The sequence below is a fragment of the Cohnella soli genome (assembly GCF_042655525.1).
GTDB classification, from domain to species: domain Bacteria; phylum Bacillota; class Bacilli; order Paenibacillales; family Paenibacillaceae; genus Cohnella; species Cohnella soli.
The window spans coordinates 269,075-295,081 of sequence record NZ_JBHSMI010000025.1; the positions used below are offsets into that span (position 1 = coordinate 269,075).

Sequence of the window (26,007 nt, forward strand, 5' to 3'; positions counted from 1 at the left end):
AAATAGATTCATGAACAAGCCCATGAAGAAAGGATGTTACGCTCTTGAATAGAAAATGGTTCAAAATCGTCGTTTACGTTACTTTACTCGTTATGATTGTCTCCACGCTGCTTCTGAGCTTAGGATCCCTGATGGAATAAACTGTCCGTAACCGAAAATTTCGGTGAAATACGGCAATACTCGACGACCGATCTCTTCCAGCTCGTAACGTTGCCCCGTGAGTGTTTCAAGCGAGGTGACTCCATACTCCGTAATGCCGCATGGAATAATACCTTGGAAGCCCTCTCGTCTGACGTTATCCCTCACGTTAAAAGCGAAACCGTGGCTCGTGACGAATCCTCGCCTCGTCCGGGCCTTGTTGAACTTCACCCCGATTGCCGCGATTTTCTCTTCACCGACCCAGACGCCTGTATATTCCGGTTTTCGTCCGCCCGTAATGCCGAAATCGGCCAGCATACGGATCAGCACTTCTTCCAAGTTCCTTAAGTACTGGTGCAAGTCCAGACCGACTGCATCCAAATAGATCAACGGATAACCGACCAATTGGCCGGGGCCGTGGTACGTAATGTCTCCACCCCTGTCGATCTCATACAGGGCGATACCTCTGCGGGCCAATTCTTCCTTACTGTAAAGCAGATGTTCCGGATGGCGATCGGAGCCGATCGTATAAGTCGGGCTATGCTCCAGTAACAACAACGTGTCGGGTCTTTCCTCGCGGTCGATTTCCTTCACGAGTTTTTTTTGCAACTCCCAACCTTCCCCGTAGTCGATCATTGACAGCCATTCGGTCGTCAACACCTCCATATACTACCTCCTTCCGCAGTTCAACTTCCATTGTAGCCGATTGCCCTTCTTTCCGCAAAAGAGAGAAGCCCGGCGCCTGCGCTGTATGGCGTCGGCGTCCAGGCTTCATGTTTAGAGGCTGAACTTGCATGATTAGAACAGCTTCGTATCGGAGTTATAGCTCTCCAAATTCTCTTTAATACGCTGATGGAACTTCCCGCAAATAACGCCGTCCAGAATGCGATGGTCAAACGAAAGGCAAAGATTAACCATCGAGCGTACGCCGATCATGTCTCCGATGACGACCGGACGTTTGACAATCGCTTCAAACGTCAAAATGGCAGCCTGCGGGTAATTGATGATCGGATACGACAGCACGGAGCCGAATGTACCCGTGTTATTCAGCGTAAATGTGCCGCCCTGTAAATCCGACAGCTTCAGTTTGCCTTCGCGCGTCCGCTTCGCTAGATCGTTAATCTCATGGGCGAGACCGACGATGTTTTTCTGATCAGCGTTGCGAATAACCGGCGTCAGTACTGAGCCTTCCGTGCCAACGGCCAAAGAAATGTTAATGTCACGTTTCACGATAATTTTATCATTTCCCCATACGGAGTTCATGATAGGGAATTCCTTGATCGCGCCGACGACAGCCTTGACCATGAATGGCATGAAAGTAAGATTAACTCCTTCGTCTTTCAAGAAAGAGTCTTTCAGCTTCGCGCGTAGTTGAACGAGGTTCGTCAAATCGACTTCGACCATCGTCCACGCATGAGGAATTTCGTTCATGCTTTGACGCATGTTTTTGGCAATCGTATTCCGAATCGGAGTAACGTCGATATAATACTCGCGGCCAGGTCCGGTTTGCCCCTCGACTTCGACCGTCGGGATGACCGCAGCTTCGGCAGACTGCCTCGACGGAACGGCGGACTTCTCTGCCGACACAACTGCTGGCGTAGCAGTCGGTTGAGCGACGGGAGCGGCCGTGACGGCGGAAGCCGGATCGAAATCAAGCACGTCCTTGCGCGTAATCCGTCCGCCCTCGCCCGTTCCGCGAACAAGGCCAAGATCGATGTTCCGCTCCGCTGCAAGACGTTGAACAGCCGGGGAGAACCGGTTGCGCATCGGCTGAGCTGCGTCGAATGCGACAGCCGTCGAGGCAGGACGCGCTGGTGCAGCTTGCGTCGTATTCGCTGAGGACGGCATTGCCATGCTTTGTTGCGACGCCTCCGTAGACGGAGTAGACAGGCTCTCTGTCGCAGCCGCATCGGCGACTTCTACCTCAACGAGACAGATCGCTGCACCGACTTCGACCGTTTCTCCTGCGCCGACAAGCAACTTGACGATTTTCCCGTTTACGGTTGCAGGCAGTTCCGCATTGACTTTATCCGTGATGAGCTCGCAGATGGGCTCGTACTTCTCAATCTGATCGCCGGGCTCCTTCAGCCAACGGTCGACCGTCGCGGATACGAGAGACTCCGCCAACTGCGGCATCGTAATTTCGATAATCTGTTTCGCCATTCGTACGTTCTCCTCCCTAGTCCAGACAAACAGCGCGAATCAATACCGCGCGAGTTCCAACATCGCCGCTTTGAGCTTCTCTTTGTTTAACAGGAAATGTTTCTCTCCTGGCGGATTGATTGGCATCGCTGGCACGTCGGGTCCGCATAGCCGGCGAATCGGCGCATCGAGATCGTACAGAAGTTCTTCCGCAATAATCGCGGCCACCTCGGCACCGACGCCTCCAGTCTTGTTATCTTCGTGAACGATGAGCACTTTGCCCGTTTTTGAGACCGCTTCGAGAATGCCGTCACGATCAAGCGGTTGGATCGTGCGCAGATCGAGAATATGAGCTTCGACGCCATGTTCTCGGGACAATTCCTCTGCGGCTTGCATGGCAAAGTGAAGCGGCATACTGTAACCGATAACTGTCAGGTCGGTGCCTTCGCGCATAACGTTTGCCTTGCCAATCGGCACGATATAGTCATCGTCCGGCACTTCATCGGTAATCAGCCTGTAACACTTCTTGTTTTCGAAGAAAATAACCGGATCGGGATCGCGGATGGCTGCTTTCAAAAGTCCTTTCGCGTCGTAAGCGGTCGCCGGCGCTACGATTTTGAGGCCTGGCGTTCCGAAAAAGACCGATTCCGGACATTGGGAGTGGTACAAGCCGCCAAATACGCCGCCTCCGATTGGGGCGCGGATGACGATAGGGCAGTCCCAGTCGTTATTGGAGCGATAGCGGATTTTGGCCGCTTCGCTAATAATCTGATTCGTCGCCGGAAACATGAAATCCGAATATTGCATTTCCGCAATCGGTCTCATGCCCGCCATCGCCGCGCCGATCGCGGCGCCAGCTATGGCCGACTCGGCGAGCGGCGTGTCAATCGATCTCATTTCTCCGAACTGCTGCTGCAGTCCTTTGGTCGTGCCGAATACGCCGCCCTTTAAGCCGACGTCCTCGCCCATGACGAATACGTTCGGGTCTTTCTCCATCTCTTCTTTCATCGCCAGCCGGATCGCTTCGATATATTCGATAACCGCCATTTACCGTCCCTCCCCGTCTTGCTCCGCGTATACGTAGCGGAATGCGTCTTCGATCGATTGGAACGGCGCATTCTCTCCGTATTCCGTCGCTTCGTCGATCATTTTGCGATGTTCGGCGAGCAGTGCAGCTTCTTTCTCGTCATCCCACAATCCTGCGTCGACCAAATATTGCTTGTACACCGGCAAAGAATCTTTGCCTTTGTGCAGATCAACCTCTTCTTTCGTCCGGTATGCCAAATCATTATCGGAAGTCGAATGCGCAGTGACGCGATAAGTCATAATCTCGATCAACGTTGGCCCTTCACCGGCGACAGCGCGATCGCGCGCTTCCTTCACGACGCGATACACTTCGAGCGGATCGTTGCCGTCCACGCGAATACCCGGGAAGCCATAGCCGAGAGCACGGTCGCAAATACGGCCTCTCGTCTGCTTCTCCAGCGGTACAGAGATCGCATATTGATTGTTCTCGCATATGAAAATGACCGGAAGCTTCTGAACGCCGGCGAAGTTGCACCCTTCGTGAAAATCTCCCTGGTTGCTCGAGCCTTCCCCGAAGGAAACGATGGCGACCGAAGGCTCACCGCGCATCTTCGCCGCAAGCGCGAATCCAGTCGCATGCGGCACTTGAGTCGTTACAGGACTTGAACCTGTTACGATTCGCAGTTTCTTGCTGCCGAAATGGCCCGGCATTTGACGGCCAGCGCTATTCGGATCTTCCGCTTTCGCGAAAACGGACAGCATCAAGTCCTTAACTGTCATCCCAAGGCTCAGCACAACGCCGTAATCTCTGTAATAAGGCAGGAACCAGTCCCGCTCGCGATCCATCGCGAAAGTCATCGCGACTTGCGACGGCTCTTGGGTAATTCCCGAAATGTGAAAATTGACTTTGCCGGCGCGTTGCAGCAATTGCCCACGCTCGTCGAAACGACGGGCGAGAAGCATCATCTTAAGCATGTCGACCGCTTTTTCGTCCGAAATGCCGATCTCCGAGTGCCTTAAGTTCTGTTGGACGGAACCTGTTTGTTTCATGGGCGCGTCCTCCTGATTTTTAGGATGTATTTTTATAACCTGGTCTTAATACTTGAACCTAGAACTTATTATACTCTCCTCCGCGGTAAAAAGAAACGCCCAACCCGGTGATGCGGAACTTTTGCCGCGAATCGCTCATTCGATCGGCAGTGTAAGTTCCTTTTCACTAAGTTGAGCTTATGATTTAATGACCTGCTGCACCTTCGAGCGCAAGCATCACTTCTTGCATCGCTTCGGAAAGCGATGGATGCGGATGGATCGTACGCCCGATTTCCCATGGAATCGCGTCCAACAGCTTTGCAAGCGCGGCTTCCGCGATCAAATCTGTCGCATGCGCGCCTACAAGGTGCACGCCAAGCAGATCGCCGCTCTTTTTGTCCGCGACCACTTTCGCGAAGCCTTCGCTTTCGCCGTACACGAGAGCTTTGCCCAATATGCGCAGTGGAAGTTTGGCCGTCTTCACATCGAATCCGTGTGACTTCGCGTCGTGCTCCGTCCATCCAATCGACGCAGCTTCCGGACGAGAGTAAATGCAGCGTGGAATGTCTCTGTCCGCGGAACGACTCGGTTTGTTCCCCGTCATATGATCGACCGCGACATTCCCTTCATGCATGGCCGCATGAGCAAGCTGCACGCCTCCGATACAGTCGCCAATCGCATAAATGTGCGATTCGCCGGTCTGCAATGTCGTGGGATTAATTTTGATGAATCCTTTTTCCGTCTTCACGTCCGTATTTTCCAGACCAAGGTTGTCAACATTGCCGATCCTGCCTACCGACACGAGCATTCTTTCCGTATCGACCGCTAACGTCTCGCCCTTGACCTCAATTTCCGCTCGAACTCCGTCAGCCGTTGCTTGTACGCTATCCGTACGCAACGTCGCAGAGATGTACACCGTGACGCCTTTCTTCTTCAGCGCTTTAGCGATTTCCGCGCTAACATCTTTGTCTTCTCCCGGCAACAACCGATCCGCCGTCTCTACAAGCGTCACCTGCGTGCCGAAATCACCGAGCATCGACGCCCATTCCACACCGATGACGCCTCCGCCAATAATCAAAATGGAAGATGGCCGGGATTCCCAGCCCAATGCTTCGTCGCTCGTGACGATTTTTTCCCCGTCATAAGGAATGCCTTCGAGTTTTCTCGGACGCGAGCCCGTAGCGATTATCACGTTTTTGGGCACAACCGTCTCCGACTCGCCATCCGCAAGCTCTACTGCGATTGCCCCGCTTTTTGGCGAAAAAATCGAAGGACCGATTATTCTTCCCTTGCCGTTAATGACTTGAATTTTGTTTTGCGCCATAAGCGCCTGTACACCTTTATGTAATTGCTCGACAATGCCGTCCTTCCTCTTCGTGACAGCTTTCCAGTCAACGGAAACGCTTGTCCCTTCCGAGAGCGCAACGCCGTACGCCGCAGCTTCGTTAATCGTTGCGAAAACTTCCGCGCTTCTAAGCAAAGACTTGCTTGGAATGCAGCCTCTATGCAGGCACGTCCCGCCTAACTTATCCATTTCCACAATTGCGACGCTTCGACCGGCTCTCGCCGCTTTTACAGCCGCCGTATAACCTCCAGGTCCGCCGCCTAGAATGGCGACATCGACTTCGATTGGCATCGTTTCCCCTCCGTATGCAAACTGACTTTTCTATTGTACCTTTTTTTCAGCTCCGGGACAAAAGATCGCAGTTTATCTCTCTGTCGGTATCCCTTTCGCTCAGAATTAGCCGCTTGCACTAGCTCCTTGCCGTCGCTTTTGACGGTATCCCCGTAGCTCAGAAACAGCTTACTCCTAACGCTTTTTGCCGATATCCCCGATGCTCAGGAATGCTCCTTAGCCTTCGGTATACCGACGTAAATATATTGACGACGCAAATGAAATATTTTGTAGAATCTCTTTATACGAGAACATATGTTTGGTATAATGAAAATATGATTTTCGGACTGGAGGTAGCCCAATGAGCGTTCATGAAACCCCTGATTCTTTCGATGAGTTCTGCAGCCGATTTGCATCTGAAGAATCATGTGTCGAATCACTATTTCGCGCAAAGTGGCCGACAGGTTTCGTATGCCCTCGTTGCGGGTTTACAGCGTATTACTTCATATCCTCACGAAGATTACCATTGTACGAATGTCGCTCCTGCCGGCTGCAACATTCGCTAATCGCCGGGACAATTATGGAGGGAAGCCGAACACCATTACGGCTTTGGTTTCAAGCGATTTACTTACATGCAAGACCTCAGAGCATCAATGCGCTTCAGCTATCGAAAATCATCGGTGTAACTTATAAAACCGCGTGGCTGATCTGCCACAAAATACGGTATGGAATGAGTCAAGCGGAATCCGGCAATTTGCTGAAAGGTTGCGTTCATGTCTCCGACTCCATGTATTGCAAAAGATTGACTCCCTATTTCGACTGGCACCCTCAAGAACAAGCACTCCTCGTTGGCTCTTCTCTCACTTCAAAAGGCACAATAGATCAGCTTAAGATCAAATTGCAATCGAAATCGCAGCTCAAAGACAAATATGATTGCCCGGATCCTGCGACTTTCATTCGTCAGAATGTAGAGCCTTCCAGCGTTCCTACTGTCGTTCAAGCCTACTTGGATCAATATTGTTATTACTACAATCGTCCGCAGCGTTCTGTGTTCGGTCTTCTTCTGACGGACAGCGCTATCGGGAGGACCATAACGTATCCGCTTCTAACGCGAAGCCGTCGTAGCTTCAGAAACACGCGGTCTGCAAGAATTATCGCTTCTGCGTCAGCTCTAATGGGTTAACTCCACATTTTTTTGTGCTATTTAAGGCTTATTTAGATATGGACGTTGTTTGATTCGGCCTGTATTGGCTTTCGTCGTGCTTCTGGGGCAAAGACTATCGAGCCGCATTAATGCGTTAATGTAGAGCTCCTGAGCGAAGGGGATGTCGTCAAAAGAGGGAGTGGCTGGAAAAAGGCCGCAAAGACGACGCTCGAGAAAATACAGACTGAGCGACAGGGATAATCAGAGTTTTCGACATTCATGGACAAAACTACGAGTAGTCGTTATGATTAGGAGGTTGGAAGGAGGACCTAATCTTACGATGAAACTACTCATACAACGTCTTATCGCCATATTGATTCTTGTTGTACCGGGTATTGCAGCCGCTTACGGCTTTTTGCTGATGAAAGATGCTTTATTCGATTATTTCGCCAATATGGGCGGCACGGATACAAGTACACCCGACTTCGAATGGGTGAAATTCATCGGCGGCGCAATCTTGTTTCTCATTGGCATCGGATTTATCGGCGGATGGATCTTTTTCCGCGATCGCAAACACAATTACTTGTCGTCTCGTTTCCGTCCGAAGACACCGCGCCCGCCTCGTCCTGAGCGAAAGGAACAAGGCGAACGATCCGACAACGGAGCATCCTAAACGAGAAACGCTGAGTCCAATGTATAAGAGCCCTGTCACGCTCATGTGGTGACAGGGCTCTTCAATTTCAGGTTATTCGCAGCAGTCTGCAGAGCGATCGCAATTGATCGTTTTTTGACGAACGACTCCCTGTCCGCCCCTTCCGTATTCCAGAAGCAATCGTTCGCAAACAAATCCAACAATACTTTCTTTGCGGCTGCCGCGGCAACCGATTCCTCCACTAGAAGAACGGAGCAGTAGGTAAAGACACTCTCTTCTACTCTGCGAAGCGCATCAATACGGCCGGTATCGGCGTTCTTCATGATTCCGCCCGCTCCTTTGCGTAGTTGAGCAATTTTTGCGTCTCTTCGAATCTGCCTTCCGCCGTCGCAGAGCCCATCACGACCGTAATATAGCGACGCCCGCCAATAACAGTCACCCCCGTAAAGCAGTACCCCGCGTTTTTCGTATAGCCCGTCTTTAATCCTTCGTTTCCTTTCGTGCTGAAACGTTGTCCCGGCAGCATTTCGTTCGTCGTTGCAAGCGACTCCCCACCGTTAACTTCGACAACTGGACGTTTAGTCACCTCTAGCAGCTCGGGATGTTTATTAACGAGATATTCCGCTAGCAGTGCCACGTCTTCGGCAGTCATGACAGTATCACCAGCCGCCGCTGCGGTCGCATATGGCTCGAGATCAGCACTCGGCAGTCCAGTTGCGTTCGCGAACTGCGAGTTGGCGGATAACCCAATCTCAGCCGCCTTGGCGTTCATTCTTTCGACGAAAGCAGACTCCGAGCCTGCGATGCTTTCGGCAAGCGTCACCGCAGCGTCATTAGCAGAGTGAACCGCCATTGCAAAGAACAATTCTCGCACGGTCGCCTTCTGACCAGGTACAAGCCCCATGGATGCCCCGCCTACTTTTGCAGCGTAATCACTAGCGGACAGCCGATCGTTCCAAGCGATCTTCCCTTGATCGATCGCCTCCAACACGATCGCCTCAGTCATCATTTTTGACATGCTTGCCGGAGGCAATGGCTTATCGGCATTCAGCCTGTACACCCATTTCCCGGTCTTGGCGTCAAGCAGCACCGCAGATCCTGCTGTGATGGTCAGACGATTTGTTTGGGACCCGAGCATTCCCCTGCTTCCCATCCACCAAATGACCGCAACAACAACCAGCATTGCCACGACTATTGCTCTTTTTAATCGCATTCACTGTTCCTCCATGTCCTTATCGCTTCTCGATAAAGGTCATTGTAGAAGGAACTGTTTAAGCTGTCGTCAAATAAATCATAAATTTCTCTTAAGAAATCGGAAGCCGTACCCGGAAATTCGTCGCATTGATGTCACTCGTTGCCGAAATCGAACCGCCATGCCTTTCAACGATGCTTTTCGCAATCGCTAGTCCCAAACCGGAGCCGCCGCTGTTCTCTGTCCTCGATTTGTCCACCCGGTAGAAACGATCGAACAAAAGAGGTAAATCAGACGATGGGATCGCCTCTCCGTAATTCACGAAGTCAACGACAGCATCGCCGCCGTAGTGGTTGACGTATATATCTACCTTGCCGCCTGCGTAGCCGTAGGTAACGGCGTTAGCAAGCAAATTCTCAAATACACGAACGAGTTTGTCCGGCTCTCCCATCATCCGCAATTCAGTCAAATCCGTTATAAGTTCCCCTTTCATTTTCGAACCATCCAACATCAAGCGATGATGCGCAAGCAATTGATTCATCATCTCGACAAGATTAAATGGTTTCTTGATCACTTCCTGCGACTCGTGCCTCATCCGCGTATATTCGAACAAATCGTGGATCAGTACTTTCAGCCTTTCTGCTTTCGCATAAGCGATCTGTACGTAATATCTGAGTTCAACTTCATCACGGTACCTGTCCTGCTCAATCAATCCCAAGTATCCGATGATGGATGTCAGCGGTGTTCTCAAGTCGTGTGAGACGTTCGTAATGAGTTCATTTTTCGTCTGCTCCGCCAACCGCTCCTCATCGAGCGATCGCTTCAGCTTTTCTACAAGACTGTTCAAATTTTCAGCCAGAAAAGTCACTTCGTTGTTTTGCCGGACGGGTACAAGCGCCTCGAAATGTCCTTGAGCAATATGCTCGACTGAACGAGTTAAATTATCGTAATAACGGAATCTTCGCCAGTTCAGCAGCACCATATAAAACACAAAAAACACGAAACAGCCTAACACAATAATTGGAAGTTGACCGACCGAGTTATAGAGCGTTTGCAGAAACAATCGAGGATAAGTGCTGCTTCGCGTCATGAACCACAGTAACATCAGCACTAAATAGAACGTTATGAGCGCCAAAACGGAGCTCACAACGATTTGCCATACGAGCCTCCATGCTTGTCTGATCGCGATGTTAGCTCTCAATTTTATAACCTACCCCCCACACTGTCGTAATCAGTTTCCGCCCAAGCTCTTGTTCGAGCTTCTCGCGAAGCTTACTGATGTGTACCATAACCGTATTGTTCGATTCGAAATATTTTTCTTTCCACACTTGCTGAAAAATATCTTCCGCATTGAAAACTCTTCCAGGATTACTGGCAAGCAAATACAAAATCCCGAATTCCGTCGACGTCAAATGGATCGGCCTGCCGTCCGCTTCGGCAGTATGCGTCAACTTGCTGATCGTTAATTCGCCGATTTTGATCAACCCATCTTCCTTGCTGCCGCCAGTGGCGGGCGGGGCGTACTGGTAAGCACGTCGCATCAACGTTTTTACCCGGACAACAAGCTCAAGCGGATTAAAAGGCTTCACGACGTAATCGTCTGCGCCGGTCATCAACCCCAAAATTTTGTCCATATGCTCCGCCTTGGCGCTGACCATCAAAATCGGGATATTTCCCGCTTCCCGAATACGGCGGCAAAGCTCAATACCGTCCATCTTCGGCATCATGACGTCCAGGACGACCAGATGGAATTCGCGTTCGGCAAGCTTCTCCAGCGCTTCTTCTCCGTCGTACGCCTTAGTCGTATCCAAGCCTTCGTTTCTTAAGTAAATATCGATCAGCCCGGCGATCTCGCGATCGTCATCTACGATCAATACGGATTTGGTCATTTCCATTCTCCTCCGCGGCATTGACTCGGCGCCAAGCCGATCCAACATTAATTTTCCCATATCTCCACTATACCGTAACTGCAGAAGTATCGTCCCCATGTCTGCTTAGGTTTTATATATTTTAAGGGACGTTTAAGGTAATCTTAAACTTTCGGCTTTAAATGTTTCAACATTAAAACAGCTTGTCCGCATTCGCTGTCAAGCGAATAAGGACAAGCTGTTCGAAAAGGCAAGCGATTGATTATTTAGATGCAGCCGACGCGCTAGCTGACGGGGACGGCGAAGGAGATGAAGTCGCCGATGGCGAAGGGGATGGCGAAGCTTCAGGTTTTTTCTCGAGAAGATTCTCGTATTTCCGATCTTCCTTAAGCTTAGTCATCCACGCCTGCCCTTCGGTTGCAAACTTTTCTTCTCCATAAGCAAGCTTCACTTCGTCTTTAATTTCGTCATACGGTTTCACGACCGCTTCTTTAATGTCCGTCACTTTAATAATATGGAAGCCGAATTGCGATTGTACAACATCGCTCAACTCGCCTTTCTTTAATGCGAACGCAGCCTTTTCGAATTCCGGCACCATCTGGCCTGCGCCGAAGAAACCTAAGTCGCCGCCTTTATCTTTAGAACCATCGGTCGACTTCTCTTTTGCGAGTGTCGCGAAATCTTTGCCCGCCTTCAGATCTGCGAGAATCTTGTCCGCTTCTTCTTTCGTCGCCACCAGAATGTGAGAAGCCTTCACTTGCTTAGGCGTCGTAGCAAACTTCGAGTCCTTATTCTTCTCATAATAAGCTTTCAGATCCGCATCTGACACCGGGTTCATGTGCTCGTACAGCACTTTTTGTTTCAATTGCGGCATGAGAATAGTGTTCTTGTATATTTCCAGTGTAAGGCCGTTCTGCTCCAGCGCTGCTTTCAAATCTTCATCCGAAGCGATGTTGTTGCTTTTTTTCACGCTTTCAAGTGCTTTTTTAATTTCTTCCTCACTTACGACAAGCTTAGCTTTATCAAATTCTGAATTAATAAGCTTTGATTCCGCAGTTTTGTCAACGAAAGTTTTTAATTGCTCTTGTCCCATTTGAAGCGAAATAAAGTCCAATACATCAGAGTTTTTGACGGTGATGCCTTCCATTTTGGCGACCGTTTTGTTCATCTCGCCACCGGAATTGTCGCGCAATAACACGAAAACAAGTGCAACTACGGCAATAACCGCGATAATCCAAGGTGCGATGATTGCAGCAGAGCTTTTGCCAGCGGTTGCGGCTTGAGGAGCGTTCGACACCGATGCAACTGTATCGTCGTTCTTGTCCTCAGTCTCGTCATTCGACAAATGATCGAACGATTCTGTTTGTCCGTCGAACTCCTGTGCACTATTTTCCAACTCATTCTCGATTTCTTCGTTAGACGTTACATTCTTATCGTTCAGTTCATTCTCATTGCGTTCAGACATTTCTTCATTTCCCCCTCTTAATTTACAATCGGTCGACCTTACTTACTATAGCAGAATTTCGGGAAGTTACCTTAAAGACTGTTAAATTTTTTCGCAAAAAAAGAAAAGAACGAGCGAATAGGCCCGATCTTCAACGACTTATGTACTGGAAGTCTCATCTGCATCATTTAGGAATGAGTAAGTAATTTCCTTGGCGAAGCGCTAGATATAATTCCCTATAGTTGTTCTTTTCTTGTTGTTCTTTCGTCAATTCATTAGTCAAATTGCTAATCTTAATATTTAATCTACTGATCTCTTCAAGTAGTTTTTGGTTCTCTGATATTCTGAATTGATATGCAGCCGCAATATGATCAGGTTGGTTTTTTCTAGACACACTACGCATGATTTCCCCTCGCTTAGTCGAATAGTGGCGAATCAGTTCAATATAGTATTCGTACTCGTTTTGCTTTTTGAGGGGGTATGATTAAAAATTTATAAGATGAGAATTCAGTTAGAACAAAAAAAGATCCTCCCAATAAGAGAGAATCTTCTTTGAATCCCTTACTCTGAGCCTCCTCAGCTCACCTTGTGCTCAATCCGCAGCTTATCCGCCACCATCGCGATGAACTCCGAGTTCGTCGGCTTCGACTTCGCAATGTTGATCGTGTAGCCGAACAAATGCGAAATCGAATCGATATTGCCGCGCGTTGAGCATCAAGGGTTGTGAGGGAAAATGACTTGTTAGGGCTTACTTCTTGAAATGATAGTCAACCAACCGAAACCAAATATTTATTGGTTTCCAGTAGGATTATTTAAGGGCAAAAGCGCCTTATAAAAACAATATATAACCAGTTATTAAATGTCAAGCTTCATAATGTAAAAGCTACCACCTATTGAGTTCAGGATTCTTGAGTCACCACTTGCAGATTCTTTTCAGTCGCTCTCAACGATGACCACGAACCCAGTTGTATCGAGGGCTTACGGGGTTCATTCCGTTCATGCACTGATTTGTGATGTAGTTTTACCTCAGTTAGCTCAAAGAAAAACAAGAAGCACGATTTATTCGAGTTGTATAATTTTCACCATATCTTTCTCAGTAACAAACATACTTTCTGCGTCAATACCAAGCAAACTAAAAACATGCTCGGCAAACTCGTCCTTGTAGTTACTGTGCTTTTCATTTAAGAATCTGTTCAAACTCCCTGCAAACAAGTCAGCAACCTGCAACAATATATTTGCCCATGATTCAGTAGCCACAAACATATTCAACTTCAATTCTTCATCATAATTCACTTTAAACTGTAGTTGTAAATGCTGTTCTATCTTTGTTAGTGTAAGCTTGTCGTTTCCCTCTTCCTTATCCTTAGTGAAATTTACTAATCTGGGCAACCCGACACGTCCAGTTTTAGCTTCGTGTTCAATACCAATATGAACCAATTGGTAATGAAGATCGCTTAATAAATCATCAATTTTCCTCTTGCTATTCTCCATTTTGAACACAATAGCCTTGAAACTAATCATGGAGCCTAATTCTATAACTTTGTTAAAGAATTGTTTGTACAAATCTAATTCATGTTTTTTCATTTCCGTAAAATGAAACTCATCTTTGATACCTAAGCCATTAATTCTTTTCCACTCATTCAATATTCTATAAATCTTCTCCATTTCACTTCTATCAAGAATCCATACACTTCCTACAATTGCGTATTTTTTGTTTTTCCCAGTCTCATCACAATAGATCGTAAGTGTAGGGATTTCGGGTTTGGTCGATAGTTGTATTTCTTTTTCAATCTCTTCTTTACTCTTTCGAAATCTTCTTACCTTTTCATCTGCTCTAAAGAGTCTAAATTCATTCTGAATTTTTGCTCTTGCTCGAGCAATTGCAGTTAGACGTTCGAATTGATACAAGTCTTTTGGGTCAACTGCTTGTCCTTCCTTATAACTTTCGGAAGAATAAATCTCCCAGTATTTTAACATCAGTGTGACATCAGAATTTCTCGTGTTTGGGAAGCGATTTAATAAATGTGCGATTCTTGTAATTAAATGTGTATGGTCATCAGCGTTAAGTCTAGCAATTAACAACTGCTTTTCTCGTTCTCGTTTTGCTTCTTTTTCGGGGTCTATTTCAACTTGGTCCTCGTCCTCCGTGTCAATCTCTTCATCAAAGACTGCTACATCTGTTGAGTTCTCTCGTTTCATTTGAATGTCCTCCCTTTCGTCGTTTTTTCAATTTCCTATTCTTGGGTTCATTTCATCTATTAATTGTATTATACAATATCGCCTAGTTTAATTTCAGTCAACTCTGCGTTTTCTTTTACTCAATATTTCTCAGAAGAAAAAAACAGAAAGAACTAGGTTCCCATTTTACCCAGCTAAAAATTTTTGATTCCCCCTCACTTTTATACCTCTTTCATTTTTTGCACATCACTTTCAGCTTTATAATCCTTCCGAATCTCATGAAGAATAGTATTATTCACTTCACTCCATGACTCCAATATCATCCTTGGCTCTGCTTCAACTTTATCTTTGACTGCCTGTATGTCATCCTTCTTAAATGCTTCGATCATATATATTAAATCATCACGATCTAATAGCTTCACATGGTTAACTCCTGCTAATGTCTCACATGGTTCAGTGAACTTGGCAGAAGCAATTACAATAGCTTTTCTAGCTTTGTAGTATCTCATGCTCGAAAATACCTCTTGTACGGCACTTATGCCCACCGAATCAGTGTAACGCTTCGCTTGTACTACATTTCTAATGTCCTCTCGATCAGTAAAGACAATATCTGCTCCAAAGTCTCTGGCACCTATCGTCTTATATACACCCTGATAGCCGAGTTCGAGGAATAGTCTGTACAGATACATCTCGAACTCAGAACCGTCTTCCATTCGATCAATATCAGTAATGGAAACAGTCCTTATATCATCATATACCGATGATACTTGATGACCTTCCTTGTGTTTTGTTACTATTTTATTTCTAACAATGATTATGATTAGAATCGTCGCAGCTATTATTGCAATCAATATGCCTTTCACAACAAGTCCTCCATGTTCAATAAATATCTGGTTAATTCACGTGGTTCCGCAAGTAAAAATATACCACACAAATATAATGGCAAGACACACCAGCATATATGTTTGTTCTACTATTGAAATGAGAAAAGAGCCTTCACATAGGCTCTTTCAGATACATAATATTAGTTTTCGACTGTCCATGTGCCACTAACGCTTGACTCAATGCTTGTATTTTCTCCTTTGAACTTCAACAATTCTGTTCACGTATTCAGTCCAATTGCTTCCTAGATGAGAGTTCAAAAGTGTACTCATGTTGTCAAATGACCATATCTGTATTCGCTTATCTTCCTTTCTAAGATTCTCACCAACATAGCCTGTACAAAAGATGACACCTCTATTTACTTCATTCTTATCTATCACACGACTAAATGCTTGAACAGATTGTAGACTAAGTTTTGTCTTCTTATAAAGCTTGCATTCCACATATACCTGTTCAATTCCGTCTGGTCTTTTACCTGTTGCAATAATATCCTTTCCACCATCACGTGTTGCCTGAGTCCACAAGGTATCATAGCCCATGCAGCTATATAGGTACTCAATGAACCACTCAAATTCTACAGGTTCTAATCCATGTAGCTTTTCAATTGAGTTCTCACAGTGGACAAACTTGGCATAGATAATTTCAATACACTGAGAAATCCCAATAATACGATCGTCAGGTAAATTGGGCTGTGAGTACAGATAGCTTTCAAGTGCTTGTACTGCATTGTAAGGTGTTCTTGGAAGCAGTTCTAATATCCAAGTGACTCCTTCCCAAGCATCATGTCCCTTACTTAGTCTAATCATCCTTTCACTTCTTGCCATTGATGCCGCACCCTGACGTATTTTCACATCTGTAACTTGTTGCATCATTTCGTTAACCGAATAATCATCCATGTCTTTATTGCGCGTTAAAGGCTCCAACAGACTCCTAAGCAAACTCTTCACATCATCCAGAGGTACATTTTCTATTTTCGCTATATACTTTTCCATCCATTCATCATATGGAATCCTTAATGACGGGTACACATTTTGCTTATTCAACACAAGGTTCTGCCATTCTTCCAACGACTGATAGTTAGTCGTGTACAACCATTCATTCAGTTCCATTTCCCCCGAATCCCCTCTCTCCTTATAATCCCGTGAAACGTAAAGTACATCCACTCTTTCACAGTCCATTTTATCACAAACAATGGTATCGACTTCCAGTTTTGTTCGAGACATTTCAACATGAGGGGTGGTGCGAACAGTAGCCACTCCATCCGTGACTCACCCGGCAGAGCAACTACTATCATCTTAGCCAGCACAATCTAACCTTTTTTCAGGCGTAGGTATCATCTTACACTATTAATTGAACGCATTGATTACCAAGAATACAATTAAGCGGTAGTCCAAAAGTTTCGACTTCTGCCCTAGTCGCAAAATGGTTTGGAAGTCTATAACTTCTATACTTGAAATAGTCTAAAAGATAGTCTAGAATACAAAGTATAGAAGTTTGCAAATATCTATACTTTTTGAGGTGATCGACAATGACTACATACGGATATGCTAGAACTTCGACTGTAGGTCAGGATAACGGGCTAGAGACACAGAAGCAACTTCTTAAAGAAGCAGGATGTGCTAACATCTATCATGAGCAAGTGACAGGTACAAGCACTGATAAGCGTTCTGCACTAAAGGAACTATTAGAAGCAATGTCAGAAGGTGATACGCTTGTCGTAACCAAGATAGACCGTCTAGCACGTTCCATCATCGACCTGAATAGCATCGTCAATGACTTGCTTGTCAGAGGTATCAATGTGAAGTTCTTGAAGGACAACTTGCACTTTGAAGCCGTAGAGAAACGTAGTCCAATGCAGGATTTAATGTTCAACATGCTAGGAGCGTTTGCGCAGTTTGAGCGCGATTTAATCGTAGACCGTACTACGGAGGGTAGAGAACGCGCCAAGGCAAAGGGTACGCATATGGGACGTCCTGCACTAGATTCAAGTATCATTAAACGTGCATTGAAACTGTATGCAGAGAGAGAATCTAACGGACTAACTGTTAGCGAGATCATCAAGTCCACTGGCATACCAAAGGCTACATTGTATGTTGAATTAAAGAAGCTAAAGAATGACAAGTAAGTTCCATAATGAGTGAATGAGAAGCCTATCATGATAGGGGCTTCTTCTTTTCTTTGAACAGGAAGCGAGGTGTTCAACTGTCATTTATTACTTTCATAGGGACTCACAAGAAGATTCAGATAAGGGGGCTAGGTTTACAGGCTGTTACCCCATAGCCCCACAATAACGGATATAACACTTCCACTCCGCAATCCGATCTTAATTTATACCCCGATACGAAAGACCCTTAAATTAGTATAATCACTGTCAATATAAGATAATCTACCACCTAGTTAATGTCAATTCTCGAAGCTGACAACTTGATACCAGTAGGAGTTACCTCAATGTAACTACTTCCTGCTTCAATGCGAATCTTCGTACTGGAATTGAGTCGAACTGCACTTCCGATAGATTCAATAAGAATACCCTCAGTTCCAAATCCACTACGTTGCATCCAGATTTTTTTCTGACCACCAGACGAATAACTGAACTTGAAGGCATCTGAATCTTTAATGATAAATCCAACTTCGTTTGCACCTATTCCAGTACCCACACCCATCTTGATTGTAGGGATACCATTGAGGCTTCCTGTTGGAGCATCTAAGTAGAATGACATTTTCTCTTGATCTTCAATAGCACCATTACCAGACATTAACTTAACGGATTGATCTTTAATCCATACATAATCTTGCTGATTTATGTCTTGCAAAGTTCGTACCTCATTGACTGTCAGTCGAGAGATGAATGAACCATCTGGCAGCTCAACAGCTTCTTCATCGTCGTCTGTAATAATCAACTTTCTAGCCCTCAGTGTTCCATCTGTATCAATCCAAAAACGCTTCTCATCATTTACATCAATGGCAATACCTTCGTTCGCGTTCAGACGAATTTTCTCTCCATGACGACCATTGATTGTGATACCTGTGAGCGCATCAAATAGAATTGCTTCACCAAGATCACCATCAAGGATATGAAGACGCTTCGTACTCATGTCTTCTGCGAAAAGGTTTCCGTTAATATCAACGTAGAAGACTTTATACCAAGCTGGCACTCCCGCAGAGCCATCATTACGCTCGATCTTGATGCCAAACGTGGCATTGAGCGTTGTTTTGTTCATGAAGTTTCCTCTCGTAACGACAATGCCATTAAGTCCATCAATGACAATGTTATTGTAGTTTCTACCCAACTGTAACGAACTCTTTTCAAGGAAGTCAGCAAGTGTGCTTCGCCCTACCTCATACGCCTTGTAGAAGTCCTCCCATACTTGATGGAAGATTAGCCTCGTCGAATGAAGATCGCTGATAATGTTTGTCTTTGCATTCATGTCTGTAAACACAGGAATCATGTAGGCATTAAGTATGTTGTACTTCGAATCCAAATCTGCTCCTGCCGCAACCAATGCTGTCTTCGCATTATCCAGACCGTAATAACTAGAATCCCTGTCGCTATAAATTGTGGTTGCATACTTGTTTAATTCAGTTCTCAGTTCTGCATACTGTTTCGTGATGTTCTTGAACTGAGTAGCTAAAGTGATCTTTTCTGGCGACATGATTACATTGTCTAAGATGATAGAATCCAGAACTGTGAAGTCCAACGACAAAGAATCTACGTCTAGCAACACTCCACCAAGCTTCGTTTCGATACGTAAACGTTTAGCAACCAAATCCTCTGCGATCAACGTACCATCTTCATATGAGGAATTACCAAGAGAAGCATAGACCTTATTCGTCCATCTATTATTCTCCCACTTCTGCAACGCCAAGCCATTCGTGGCATTAAGAACAGACCGATACTTTCCATCGTTTCTCAGAGCGATGAAGCCATACTCTCCAATAACAACATTGTTGTAGAATACGCCCATATTCAATCCAGAGTAGAATTGAGCATCCTCGATCTTATTGCGCAAATCCTTCTCTGCATCATAGTACGCCTTGAACTTCAAGATGAACTCTGAACGATTTGTGATATTACTCGTCGATTCAGTTAAAGGGGCGTTAATATCAATGGATAGCGGAAGAACACTATCTATTTTTATGAACTGACTCATATACGTGATGAGTGCATTATACGCATCTGTAAGAGATTGAGTCGAATACAGGTCTGTTGTACTTGGTGTCTTTGCGAAGTATTGAGCATTAATATCAAATACTGCATCACGCTCAGATTGTTTATACTTCTCAGCCTGTTCTAGCATCTTCTTGTATTGTGCTTCAATCTTGTACAGTTCGGTGATAATTTGCATCTTCTCTAACACAGTCAATTTATTATCCATGACAATCTTCTCGAAATCACCGATATTGAGATAGTTGTTCTCTGCATCTAAAATTACATCACCAACATTGTTAACGATCTTAATGTTTTGCGCCACAATATCATAGCCATACAGAGTTCCATCGCTTTGGTCAGCCCACAGTATCTTTTCCCATCCATTCGGATGATTTGTGGTATTTGTACTTGCACGTTCGATTGCAAAACCTGTACGGTCATCCATACGCACTCTTGTAATGTCGTTAAACGACCACAAGCCAAACGTATCGGGATTTTCATCAACCAGACCCATCTTCATTACAAGTTTGCCATTTCGGTCAAAGATTTCACCTTTCGAACCTTGGAACTTTAGTACGCCACTCTCATCTTCGATTGCAAGGTTAGCACCCATCATTACTTTTCCGTAGATACGCTCACCGACGATAAGCTGCTTATTATGATTCATAAATATAGCAGGACTTACTCTTTTGAGTGATGGCTTCTCTTTGATCTGATGATTAAGGAAAACTTGAATTCCGTTTTCACTTACTCGATAGACAGATAGTTGTCCACCTATGCCTTCATAAGAGATAGTGTCGAATACTTCTTTGAATATGTTCGAGACTGATTTCCCTCTATACAGCATTTCACAAGCAATATCATGAGACTCCTTAGTTTTAATTCCAGCTGCTACAACATTTACTCCACCAGCAGCAATATCAGCATGAATTACTGGTTCAAAATTATTATTCGGAGACAATTCCGTAACTACTGTTTTGTTCCCTTTGTATTCACAGACTACAATATCGACTGTTTCGTCATGATGACATGCAAGCAGGATATTCCTAAGAACGTTAGCATTCCTGACTTCTTCCTTTAAGAACAACTCAATCAGGTTATAACAGAAGACTAAGTCACCAGAACAAAAGAGAACCAGATCATCAATGTGATATAACTTTGTTGCCTTTGTATCTACACGAAATATTTGGTTTCCAATTGAAACTGATGTCGCTGTATCTGAGCCAATAAAAATATCCGTATTTGTCTGTATTATTGTTGCGTTGCTCATTTCAACACTCCCTTTTCTTTGAATGGAAAAAGCCTACAAGATGAACTCTCGTAGGCTAATTAGATGTGCGTAATTGTTACTCTCGATGACTCAGGATAATTTCTCGATACAAGGATTCCTTGTCTTTGCTTAAATTCACAACCTCCCTCTCATACATTGACAACATAGGAACAGACACTTCTAGTTGTTGGGCGATCTGCCGTAACTTTAGATTCTTCATTTTGCGTAGAACCTGATAACTCTGTTTTAAACTCAACTGTAATTCCATTTTTCATTCCCCCTTTACCTTCTTAACTAATTAAGTGATGTGACATAGTCTAGTTAGTCTGTTTTGGCAGGGGGAAAACCGTTTACACACCGACGAGTTGAGTGATATTCCTTATAACCAAGAACAGAGCTACTTCCAACAACGAAGTGGCTTTTTGTGCTATTCAGTTTGGCGCAAGAATTAAAGTCCATGTCTCAGAGAGCATGATCTATATTTCCAAGTAATTGTTTATGGTTTAAATCAATTTCTTCTTCGGTGCAAAAAAAACGAATCATAGATGCCCTAAGCACTTTTAGATATGAGACGTTTTTTTCAGAGAGACTTCTGAACAAAACATAAGTAACCCTTGCCAATTACGGTAAGGGCTATTTGCGTTTCGCAAAATTCGAACAACTAGGGGAAGATTGGCATGACAATAAACAAAGCAAATGAGAATCAAAATGGGAGTTTGAAAGATGAAGTATGGCTTCCTGTTGTGGACTATGAAGGAATTTATGAGGTTTCTAATTACGGTAATATCAAAAGTTTAGCCAATCGTTTGACTCGTAAAGAAAAAACTGTACAAACGCATATTAATCAAAATGGCTATTTGAGAGTTGACCTTTACAAACAGGGTCATCGTAAAAAGTTCTCGGTTCATCGTTTAGTTGCACAGGCATTCATTCCGAATCCTGCGAATAAGCCGCTAGTGAACCATCGTGATGGAGTAAAGTCAAAGAACCATGTTTCTAACCTCGAATGGTGTACTCATTCTGAGAATACATCGCATGCTTTCGCGAATGGGTTAGCAAACTGTGTAAAGCCAGTAATAGCAATCAATCTCGAAACAAATGAACGATTAGAGTTTATTTCACAATCAGAAGCATCTCGACAACTTGGTTTGAATGCTAGCTATATACTTAGCGGAAAAGCCAAACGCTCAATTGGATGGAGACTAGAACGAAAAATTTGTTGACGAGGCTATTAAGATGAATGGCAAATAAAACCTAAAGGAGTGGTATCGATCGACATGAAAAACAACAATTATCAGCAAGATTACTTTTACTGTTATAGTAGTAACCTGCAACACTTCCTAAGAACAAAGAATGTCCCCTATATTTGCGGCGCATTGCATGAGAAAACTGGAAACAAATTCTGGCTATACCAGAGAACTAATCTAGTCAACCACGCACTACGTGAGTACGCATTATCAAAACCAATGGACTCTACAACGCTTTAGTTGTAGAGTCTTCTTTTTTTGACAGGTTAAATTAAATCGTTAGGAGTGGTCTTCGACAATGCAGAAGAAAGTTATCAAGAAACTCGAAGAGTTATTTATCATACAGACTGGAAAATATTTAAAGCAATCTAAGCAAGGGTACATCACATGTATTGCAGGGCGACCATCCAGTCTAGGTAAGACGCAAAAATTGAATGACTGGCACATGGAGCAACACCTAAAGGGTAAGTTTACGGTTGGCACTTTCAGCGGCGAGCAAACAACAAAGTTTATGACGTTTGATGTAGATTTTCATGATCCTATCAAAGCAAAATGGATTACAGGTAAGATTGTAATTACATTGAATGAATTGAATATCGAACATCACATCAGTTTCAGTGGTAACAAAGGCTACCACATCGACATATTCTTTGATGATTTGATTAAAGTTACCGATGCAAAGAGTTTCTTCAATCATGTGATTCAAATGTCAGACGTTATCGAACACTCTGACGATGGCAATAAGGTTGAGTTCAGAGTCACTAACAGTCAAGGTGTAAAGCTTCCGCTTGGTATTCATCAGAAGACTGGAAAGTATTGTGGATTCATTGACGATGATTTCAATGTTATGAACAGGCAACAGTCAGAAGCGTATCTTCTAACGATTCACAAGATTGAAAGTCAGCAAGTGTTAGATATACTTGAGATCGATGACGTAGATAAGCAGAATATTGATACGAAAGAGTTAATTGAAGTAGAAGACGCGGTAAGTCCATTTGTGCCGCCTAAGAATCATGAGCAATCTGAGGACTATTCGATTGATCTTGCAAAAAAACTACTCAACGAGGGCTTAAACGTTCAGGGTTCAAGGCACAAGGCTACGTTTTTAGTGTGCTTATACTTGAAATATTCAGGCTTAGAAGCAGATGAATGCAGAAACGAACTATACACTTGGATGGAATGGCAGAATCCTGATTCATATACAACTAAGTTGGCTGACTGCTACAAGGACATAGATCAAATTGTTAAAGATGTTTGCAATGATGACAAATACAATTTAAGTGGTGGTAACAAGGACTTGAATGTTAGCCTGAATGAAATGAAGTGGATTGTAGAACGATGTCCAGAGAAAAATCAGAAACTAATCACATATGCACTGCTGAAACACTCTAAACGCCATGCGAACTTGCAAGGCGTTTTTTATATGCCATTTACAACAATTGCAAAATCTACTGGCGTGACTAGAGAAACAGCAATCAATCAAGTTAATAAGTTGATTAATTTAGGAGTCATTGATGTTGTCGCACGAAACAGGAAGCCAACAGGCGGTAAAGGTTTTCAACGAAATCTGCCTAATCTGTACCGCTTGAATATTGATGTTATTGTCGATGACTCAAGTATGTTGGAGGTCAACGAATCCCATGATTTTAAGTCCTGTATTTTGTACTTTTTTGAAAGAAAAGAATTAAAGCGTATATTACCAAGGAAACAATATGAGAGTTTGGTTGGTTGACTTGATTGGTGCTTGTGCGTTGATGTTGTAGTTGTTGGCGCACAAGTTATCTGGTCACCCATTGCTTGATGCTGATTAAATGGCTTGACTGCTTCAAATACATGGAGTGCGTGTAGAGGCTTGTAAGAGATATAAATATCTATTGAGTATAAAATTGTACATGACTGAGTTGGTTTGCTTGTTAATGCTTAGATACTTGCTTGTAGTGCGTTAAGTACCAGAGCCTAAAGAGACAAATAATCTATTGTAGGTAATATCGTAATCGTACATTATAGATAAAGCACTATGGAATCCTTTCAAGGAGCTATAGTTCATCAACAAGTACTTTCTTCGGCATTCCCATTATTTGACATAATTTCGATGGTGAGATATGATTCATCTATCAATTTCACTATCCAAATCAGATAGAAGAACGGGGTGTTGATAGGTGTTGAACAGTTTGATTAGCCACAAGCGGAACATATCATTCATTTATCATAGCATGAAGCAGCGGAGGGCTACTAAGCCTTCCGCTTTTCTTTTTGCACAAGTTTCGTCCTGTTCTTTCTTTGGCATTTTGAAAGGGGTTGGTGGTGTGGAAGGTAAGGGGATTTTTGAAACACTAAGGAAATTTTCAGAAAGACGCAAGCAACTAGAGAATCAGTTGTTGACTATAGTTCAGACACTTGTCCCTGAGGAGGAATTTGATTTTTGGTTCGATAACGATAACTTTCGTATTTTATCAGTGATGAGCGATCACGAAAGCGATCATCATTTAGTGATTGTAGCCAAAACCGAAGTGCATGTTGATTGGATATGGATTAAATATAGTGATCTCATATTTGAAGTCTTAAAAGTAATTACAGGGAGTGAATATACCTTGGAGTTACTTGTATTTGACGAAAACATTGCATATTGAGGAGTAAATGGAAGATTTATTTTATTTAGTTGGAGGAGCGGGACGATGACTGAAAACAATGAAGAGCGAAGAAAACGAGTTGAGGAACAATTTAAAAAACATTTCCCTCGTATCTTGGAGAAGGCTCGACAAAACGAAGAAAGACTCAAAACGGAATATCAACGGAGCTTGCTCACCAGACTCTTAGAAGACATTAGAAACAAAATTTCAGAACCATCATTCGATGCTTGGTTTAGTGAACTAAGCATCGAAGATTCGGACGATAATAGTGTCATTTTTGGAACAAACTTAACTCTCGTATTGGAATGGCTGAAACGACGGAGAATGACGAAGGGTGAGTGAAAGCGAGAGCCTACCACTCAGGTAAGGCTCTCCGTTTTCTATGCAACTTTAAGGATCACGTTCTGACGCAAAAATTTACCTCCCCCTACAATCTTGATGGTAATATCATCATAGTCTGCGATTATTACCTCTTCCTCGAACCCACCATTCATCCATACCTCTACTCTTGTGTCGAAGTAGATGCAGTTTGTAAGATCGGCATCAGTACGAATTACTTTTCCGTTCATCATAGTTTTATCCTCCTATAATTGAATGCAAAAAAGCACAGCTAAATCAAGGACACGTAGTCCGAGAAATAGCGGTGCTTCCGCTTTGCACAGTATTAATCTCTGAATAATACACTTCAAAAAACTGGATATTGCAACCATAACTTTATATTGGAGGTGCCTTCCTTATTCCTGAATTGATGTGACAATCCCATCTTCTAAGTAAACATACTTATCTCCATAGTAAACCCATTGTTCCCTAACACCATTTTTCGTAGTCGTTCTATTTATATCTTTTGGTTTACCCCATGATTTTGATTCCAATAATCGTTCTGCTGTCATACCAAGTTCAGGGTCAAAATATCCATTATCTTTTGAATGCTTGCTGATTACAATGTTCGTTTTGATTTTCAACTCGTCACTCAAACTTTCAGTGAATTTCATCATTTCATCAACGCTAATAATACCATCTGTCATTAGTTGAAGAAACTTATCATACACTTTACTATGTTCTTCTCGATAATTATCCATTTCATCAAATGAAGGACTCAATGACACAAGTGACGCATATGAATAAAAAGCATCAAATAGTTTATCATCTCGTTTATTATGCGAGACGATTAATTCCTTTGCATCTGCATAGTGCCAATCATCAAGGAGACTTATAACCTGTTCCTTTAATTGCGTATCCGACAATACTTCATTGTCGCTAGTGCTTGACTCCGTACCAACCGACGCATCACTCTGGTTGTTGGTATCACTTGGAATAGCGGAATTTTCAAGATCACCACAAGCCGATAATAGTAACACCATTACGACCATCGATAGACATAAAAGCTTCCTCATGTTTTC

Annotated in this window: 25 protein-coding genes and 2 pseudogenes; 8 read left to right on the forward strand and 19 right to left on the reverse strand. The window is 44.0% G+C overall.

Annotated elements, in window-relative coordinates; genetic code table 11:
* Positions 1-44: 44 nt before the first annotated feature.
* Positions 45-92, forward strand: a pseudogene (locus ACFPOF_RS14225) (hypothetical protein); the annotation flags it as partial.
* Here the strand turns inward: ACFPOF_RS14225 and lipB are convergent.
* The 5 genes from lipB to lpdA all read right to left on the reverse strand — a co-directional run bounded on the left by lipB (position 91) and on the right by lpdA (position 5,971).
* Positions 91-804: a lipoyl(octanoyl) transferase LipB gene (gene lipB / locus ACFPOF_RS14230; protein ID WP_378133683.1), complete on the reverse strand. Its 714-nt coding sequence runs from the start codon at positions 802-804 to the stop codon at positions 91-93. The pseudogene ACFPOF_RS14225 and the gene lipB sit on opposite strands and share 2 nt — an antisense overlap.
* Before the next feature lie 132 nt (positions 805-936).
* Complete coding sequence (locus ACFPOF_RS14235) at positions 937-2,301, reverse strand: dihydrolipoamide acetyltransferase family protein (RefSeq protein WP_378133685.1); 1,365 nt, start codon at positions 2,299-2,301, stop codon at positions 937-939.
* Between the two features lie 39 nt (positions 2,302-2,340).
* A complete protein-coding gene (locus tag ACFPOF_RS14240; protein ID WP_378133687.1) occupies positions 2,341-3,327 on the reverse strand; it encodes an alpha-ketoacid dehydrogenase subunit beta in 987 nt (328 codons plus the stop codon).
* A complete protein-coding gene (locus ACFPOF_RS14245) occupies positions 3,328-4,356 on the reverse strand; it encodes a thiamine pyrophosphate-dependent dehydrogenase E1 component subunit alpha (RefSeq protein WP_378133689.1) in 1,029 nt (342 codons plus the stop codon).
* Between the two features lie 184 nt (positions 4,357-4,540).
* Positions 4,541-5,971 carry a dihydrolipoyl dehydrogenase gene (gene lpdA / locus ACFPOF_RS14250; RefSeq protein WP_378133691.1) on the reverse strand — a complete coding sequence of 477 codons (1,431 nt, stop codon included), beginning with the start codon at positions 5,969-5,971 and terminating at the stop codon, positions 4,541-4,543.
* A 340-nt stretch (positions 5,972-6,311) separates the two neighbouring features.
* On the opposite strand from lpdA, the gene ACFPOF_RS14255 reads away from it, so the two are divergent.
* Both ACFPOF_RS14255 and ACFPOF_RS14260 read left to right on the forward strand, forming a co-directional pair.
* A complete protein-coding gene (locus tag ACFPOF_RS14255; protein WP_378133693.1) occupies positions 6,312-7,133 on the forward strand; it encodes a transposase in 822 nt (273 codons plus the stop codon).
* A gap of 301 nt (positions 7,134-7,434) precedes the next feature.
* Complete coding sequence (locus ACFPOF_RS14260) at positions 7,435-7,767, forward strand: DUF2627 family protein (RefSeq protein ID WP_378133695.1); 333 nt, start codon at positions 7,435-7,437, stop codon at positions 7,765-7,767.
* Positions 7,768-7,808: 41 nt separating this feature from the next.
* Here the strand turns inward: ACFPOF_RS14260 and ACFPOF_RS14265 are convergent, their stop codons facing one another.
* The 10 genes and pseudogenes from ACFPOF_RS14265 to ACFPOF_RS14310 form a co-directional block, all read right to left on the reverse strand.
* Positions 7,809-8,069: a hypothetical protein gene (locus ACFPOF_RS14265; RefSeq protein WP_378133697.1), complete on the reverse strand. Its 261-nt coding sequence runs from the start codon at positions 8,067-8,069 to the stop codon at positions 7,809-7,811.
* Entirely contained in the window at positions 8,066-8,959 is an 894-nt protein-coding gene (locus ACFPOF_RS14270) for a D-alanyl-D-alanine carboxypeptidase family protein (protein WP_378133699.1), read from the reverse strand. The genes ACFPOF_RS14265 and ACFPOF_RS14270 overlap by 4 nt, the downstream gene beginning before the upstream one ends.
* Positions 8,960-9,050: 91 nt before the next feature.
* Entirely contained in the window at positions 9,051-10,139 is a 1,089-nt protein-coding gene (locus ACFPOF_RS14275) for a sensor histidine kinase (RefSeq protein ID WP_378133701.1), read from the reverse strand.
* Positions 10,129-10,827: a response regulator transcription factor gene (locus tag ACFPOF_RS14280; protein WP_378133702.1), complete on the reverse strand. Its 699-nt coding sequence runs from the start codon at positions 10,825-10,827 to the stop codon at positions 10,129-10,131. Before ACFPOF_RS14280 ends, ACFPOF_RS14275 begins: the two co-directional genes overlap by 11 nt.
* A 241-nt stretch (positions 10,828-11,068) precedes the next feature.
* Positions 11,069-12,271: a peptidylprolyl isomerase gene (locus ACFPOF_RS14285; RefSeq protein ID WP_378133704.1), complete on the reverse strand. Its 1,203-nt coding sequence runs from the start codon at positions 12,269-12,271 to the stop codon at positions 11,069-11,071.
* Between the two features lie 163 nt (positions 12,272-12,434).
* Positions 12,435-12,653 carry a hypothetical protein gene (locus ACFPOF_RS14290; protein WP_378133706.1) on the reverse strand — a complete coding sequence of 73 codons (219 nt, stop codon included), beginning with the start codon at positions 12,651-12,653 and terminating at the stop codon, positions 12,435-12,437.
* A 173-nt stretch (positions 12,654-12,826) separates the two neighbouring features.
* Positions 12,827-12,958 (reverse strand): annotated as a pseudogene (locus ACFPOF_RS14295) (sporulation initiation factor Spo0A C-terminal domain-containing protein); the annotation flags it as partial.
* A 351-nt stretch (positions 12,959-13,309) separates the two neighbouring features.
* On the reverse strand, positions 13,310-14,449 hold the full coding sequence (locus ACFPOF_RS14300; RefSeq protein WP_378133708.1) for a DUF3800 domain-containing protein: 1,140 nt from the start codon (positions 14,447-14,449) through the stop codon (positions 13,310-13,312).
* Positions 14,450-14,649: 200 nt separating this feature from the next.
* Positions 14,650-15,291 carry a restriction endonuclease gene (locus tag ACFPOF_RS14305; RefSeq protein WP_378133710.1) on the reverse strand — a complete coding sequence of 214 codons (642 nt, stop codon included), beginning with the start codon at positions 15,289-15,291 and terminating at the stop codon, positions 14,650-14,652.
* Positions 15,292-15,489: 198 nt separating this feature from the next.
* Entirely contained in the window at positions 15,490-16,566 is a 1,077-nt protein-coding gene (locus ACFPOF_RS14310) for a restriction endonuclease (RefSeq protein ID WP_378133712.1), read from the reverse strand.
* Positions 16,567-16,838: 272 nt separating this feature from the next.
* On the opposite strand from ACFPOF_RS14310, the gene ACFPOF_RS14315 reads away from it, so the two are divergent.
* Positions 16,839-17,435 (forward strand): recombinase family protein, encoded by a 597-nt coding sequence (locus ACFPOF_RS14315; protein ID WP_378133714.1) that lies wholly within the window; start codon positions 16,839-16,841, stop codon positions 17,433-17,435.
* 268 nt (positions 17,436-17,703) lie between these two features.
* Here ACFPOF_RS14315 and ACFPOF_RS14320 read toward each other — a convergent pair whose 3' ends face one another.
* Positions 17,704-20,730: a hypothetical protein gene (locus ACFPOF_RS14320; RefSeq protein WP_378133716.1), complete on the reverse strand. Its 3,027-nt coding sequence runs from the start codon at positions 20,728-20,730 to the stop codon at positions 17,704-17,706.
* 149 nt (positions 20,731-20,879) lie between these two features.
* Positions 20,880-21,005, reverse strand: coding sequence for a hypothetical protein (locus tag ACFPOF_RS14325; protein ID WP_378133718.1), 126 nt, complete (start codon positions 21,003-21,005; stop codon positions 20,880-20,882).
* Positions 21,006-21,407: 402 nt separating this feature from the next.
* On the opposite strand from ACFPOF_RS14325, the gene ACFPOF_RS14330 reads away from it, so the two are divergent.
* The 4 genes from ACFPOF_RS14330 to ACFPOF_RS14345 all read left to right on the forward strand — a co-directional run bounded on the left by ACFPOF_RS14330 (position 21,408) and on the right by ACFPOF_RS14345 (position 24,949).
* Positions 21,408-21,953, forward strand: a complete 546-nt coding sequence (locus ACFPOF_RS14330) for an NUMOD4 domain-containing protein (RefSeq protein ID WP_378133720.1) — start codon at positions 21,408-21,410, stop codon at positions 21,951-21,953.
* A 322-nt stretch (positions 21,954-22,275) separates the two neighbouring features.
* Complete coding sequence (locus ACFPOF_RS14335; RefSeq protein ID WP_378133722.1) at positions 22,276-23,709, forward strand: TOTE conflict system archaeo-eukaryotic primase domain-containing protein; 1,434 nt, start codon at positions 22,276-22,278, stop codon at positions 23,707-23,709.
* 427 nt (positions 23,710-24,136) lie between these two features.
* Complete coding sequence (locus ACFPOF_RS14340; RefSeq protein WP_378133724.1) at positions 24,137-24,607, forward strand: hypothetical protein; 471 nt, start codon at positions 24,137-24,139, stop codon at positions 24,605-24,607.
* Between the two features lie 45 nt (positions 24,608-24,652).
* Positions 24,653-24,949 carry a DnaA N-terminal domain-containing protein gene (locus tag ACFPOF_RS14345; RefSeq protein WP_378133726.1) on the forward strand — a complete coding sequence of 99 codons (297 nt, stop codon included), beginning with the start codon at positions 24,653-24,655 and terminating at the stop codon, positions 24,947-24,949.
* Between the two features lie 38 nt (positions 24,950-24,987).
* On the opposite strand, the gene ACFPOF_RS14350 is transcribed toward ACFPOF_RS14345, so the two are convergent.
* Positions 24,988-25,179: a hypothetical protein gene (locus ACFPOF_RS14350; RefSeq protein ID WP_378133728.1), complete on the reverse strand. Its 192-nt coding sequence runs from the start codon at positions 25,177-25,179 to the stop codon at positions 24,988-24,990.
* Between the two features lie 162 nt (positions 25,180-25,341).
* Entirely contained in the window at positions 25,342-26,001 is a 660-nt protein-coding gene (locus tag ACFPOF_RS14355; protein ID WP_378133730.1) for a hypothetical protein, read from the reverse strand.
* Between the last annotated feature and the right edge of the window lie 6 nt (positions 26,002-26,007).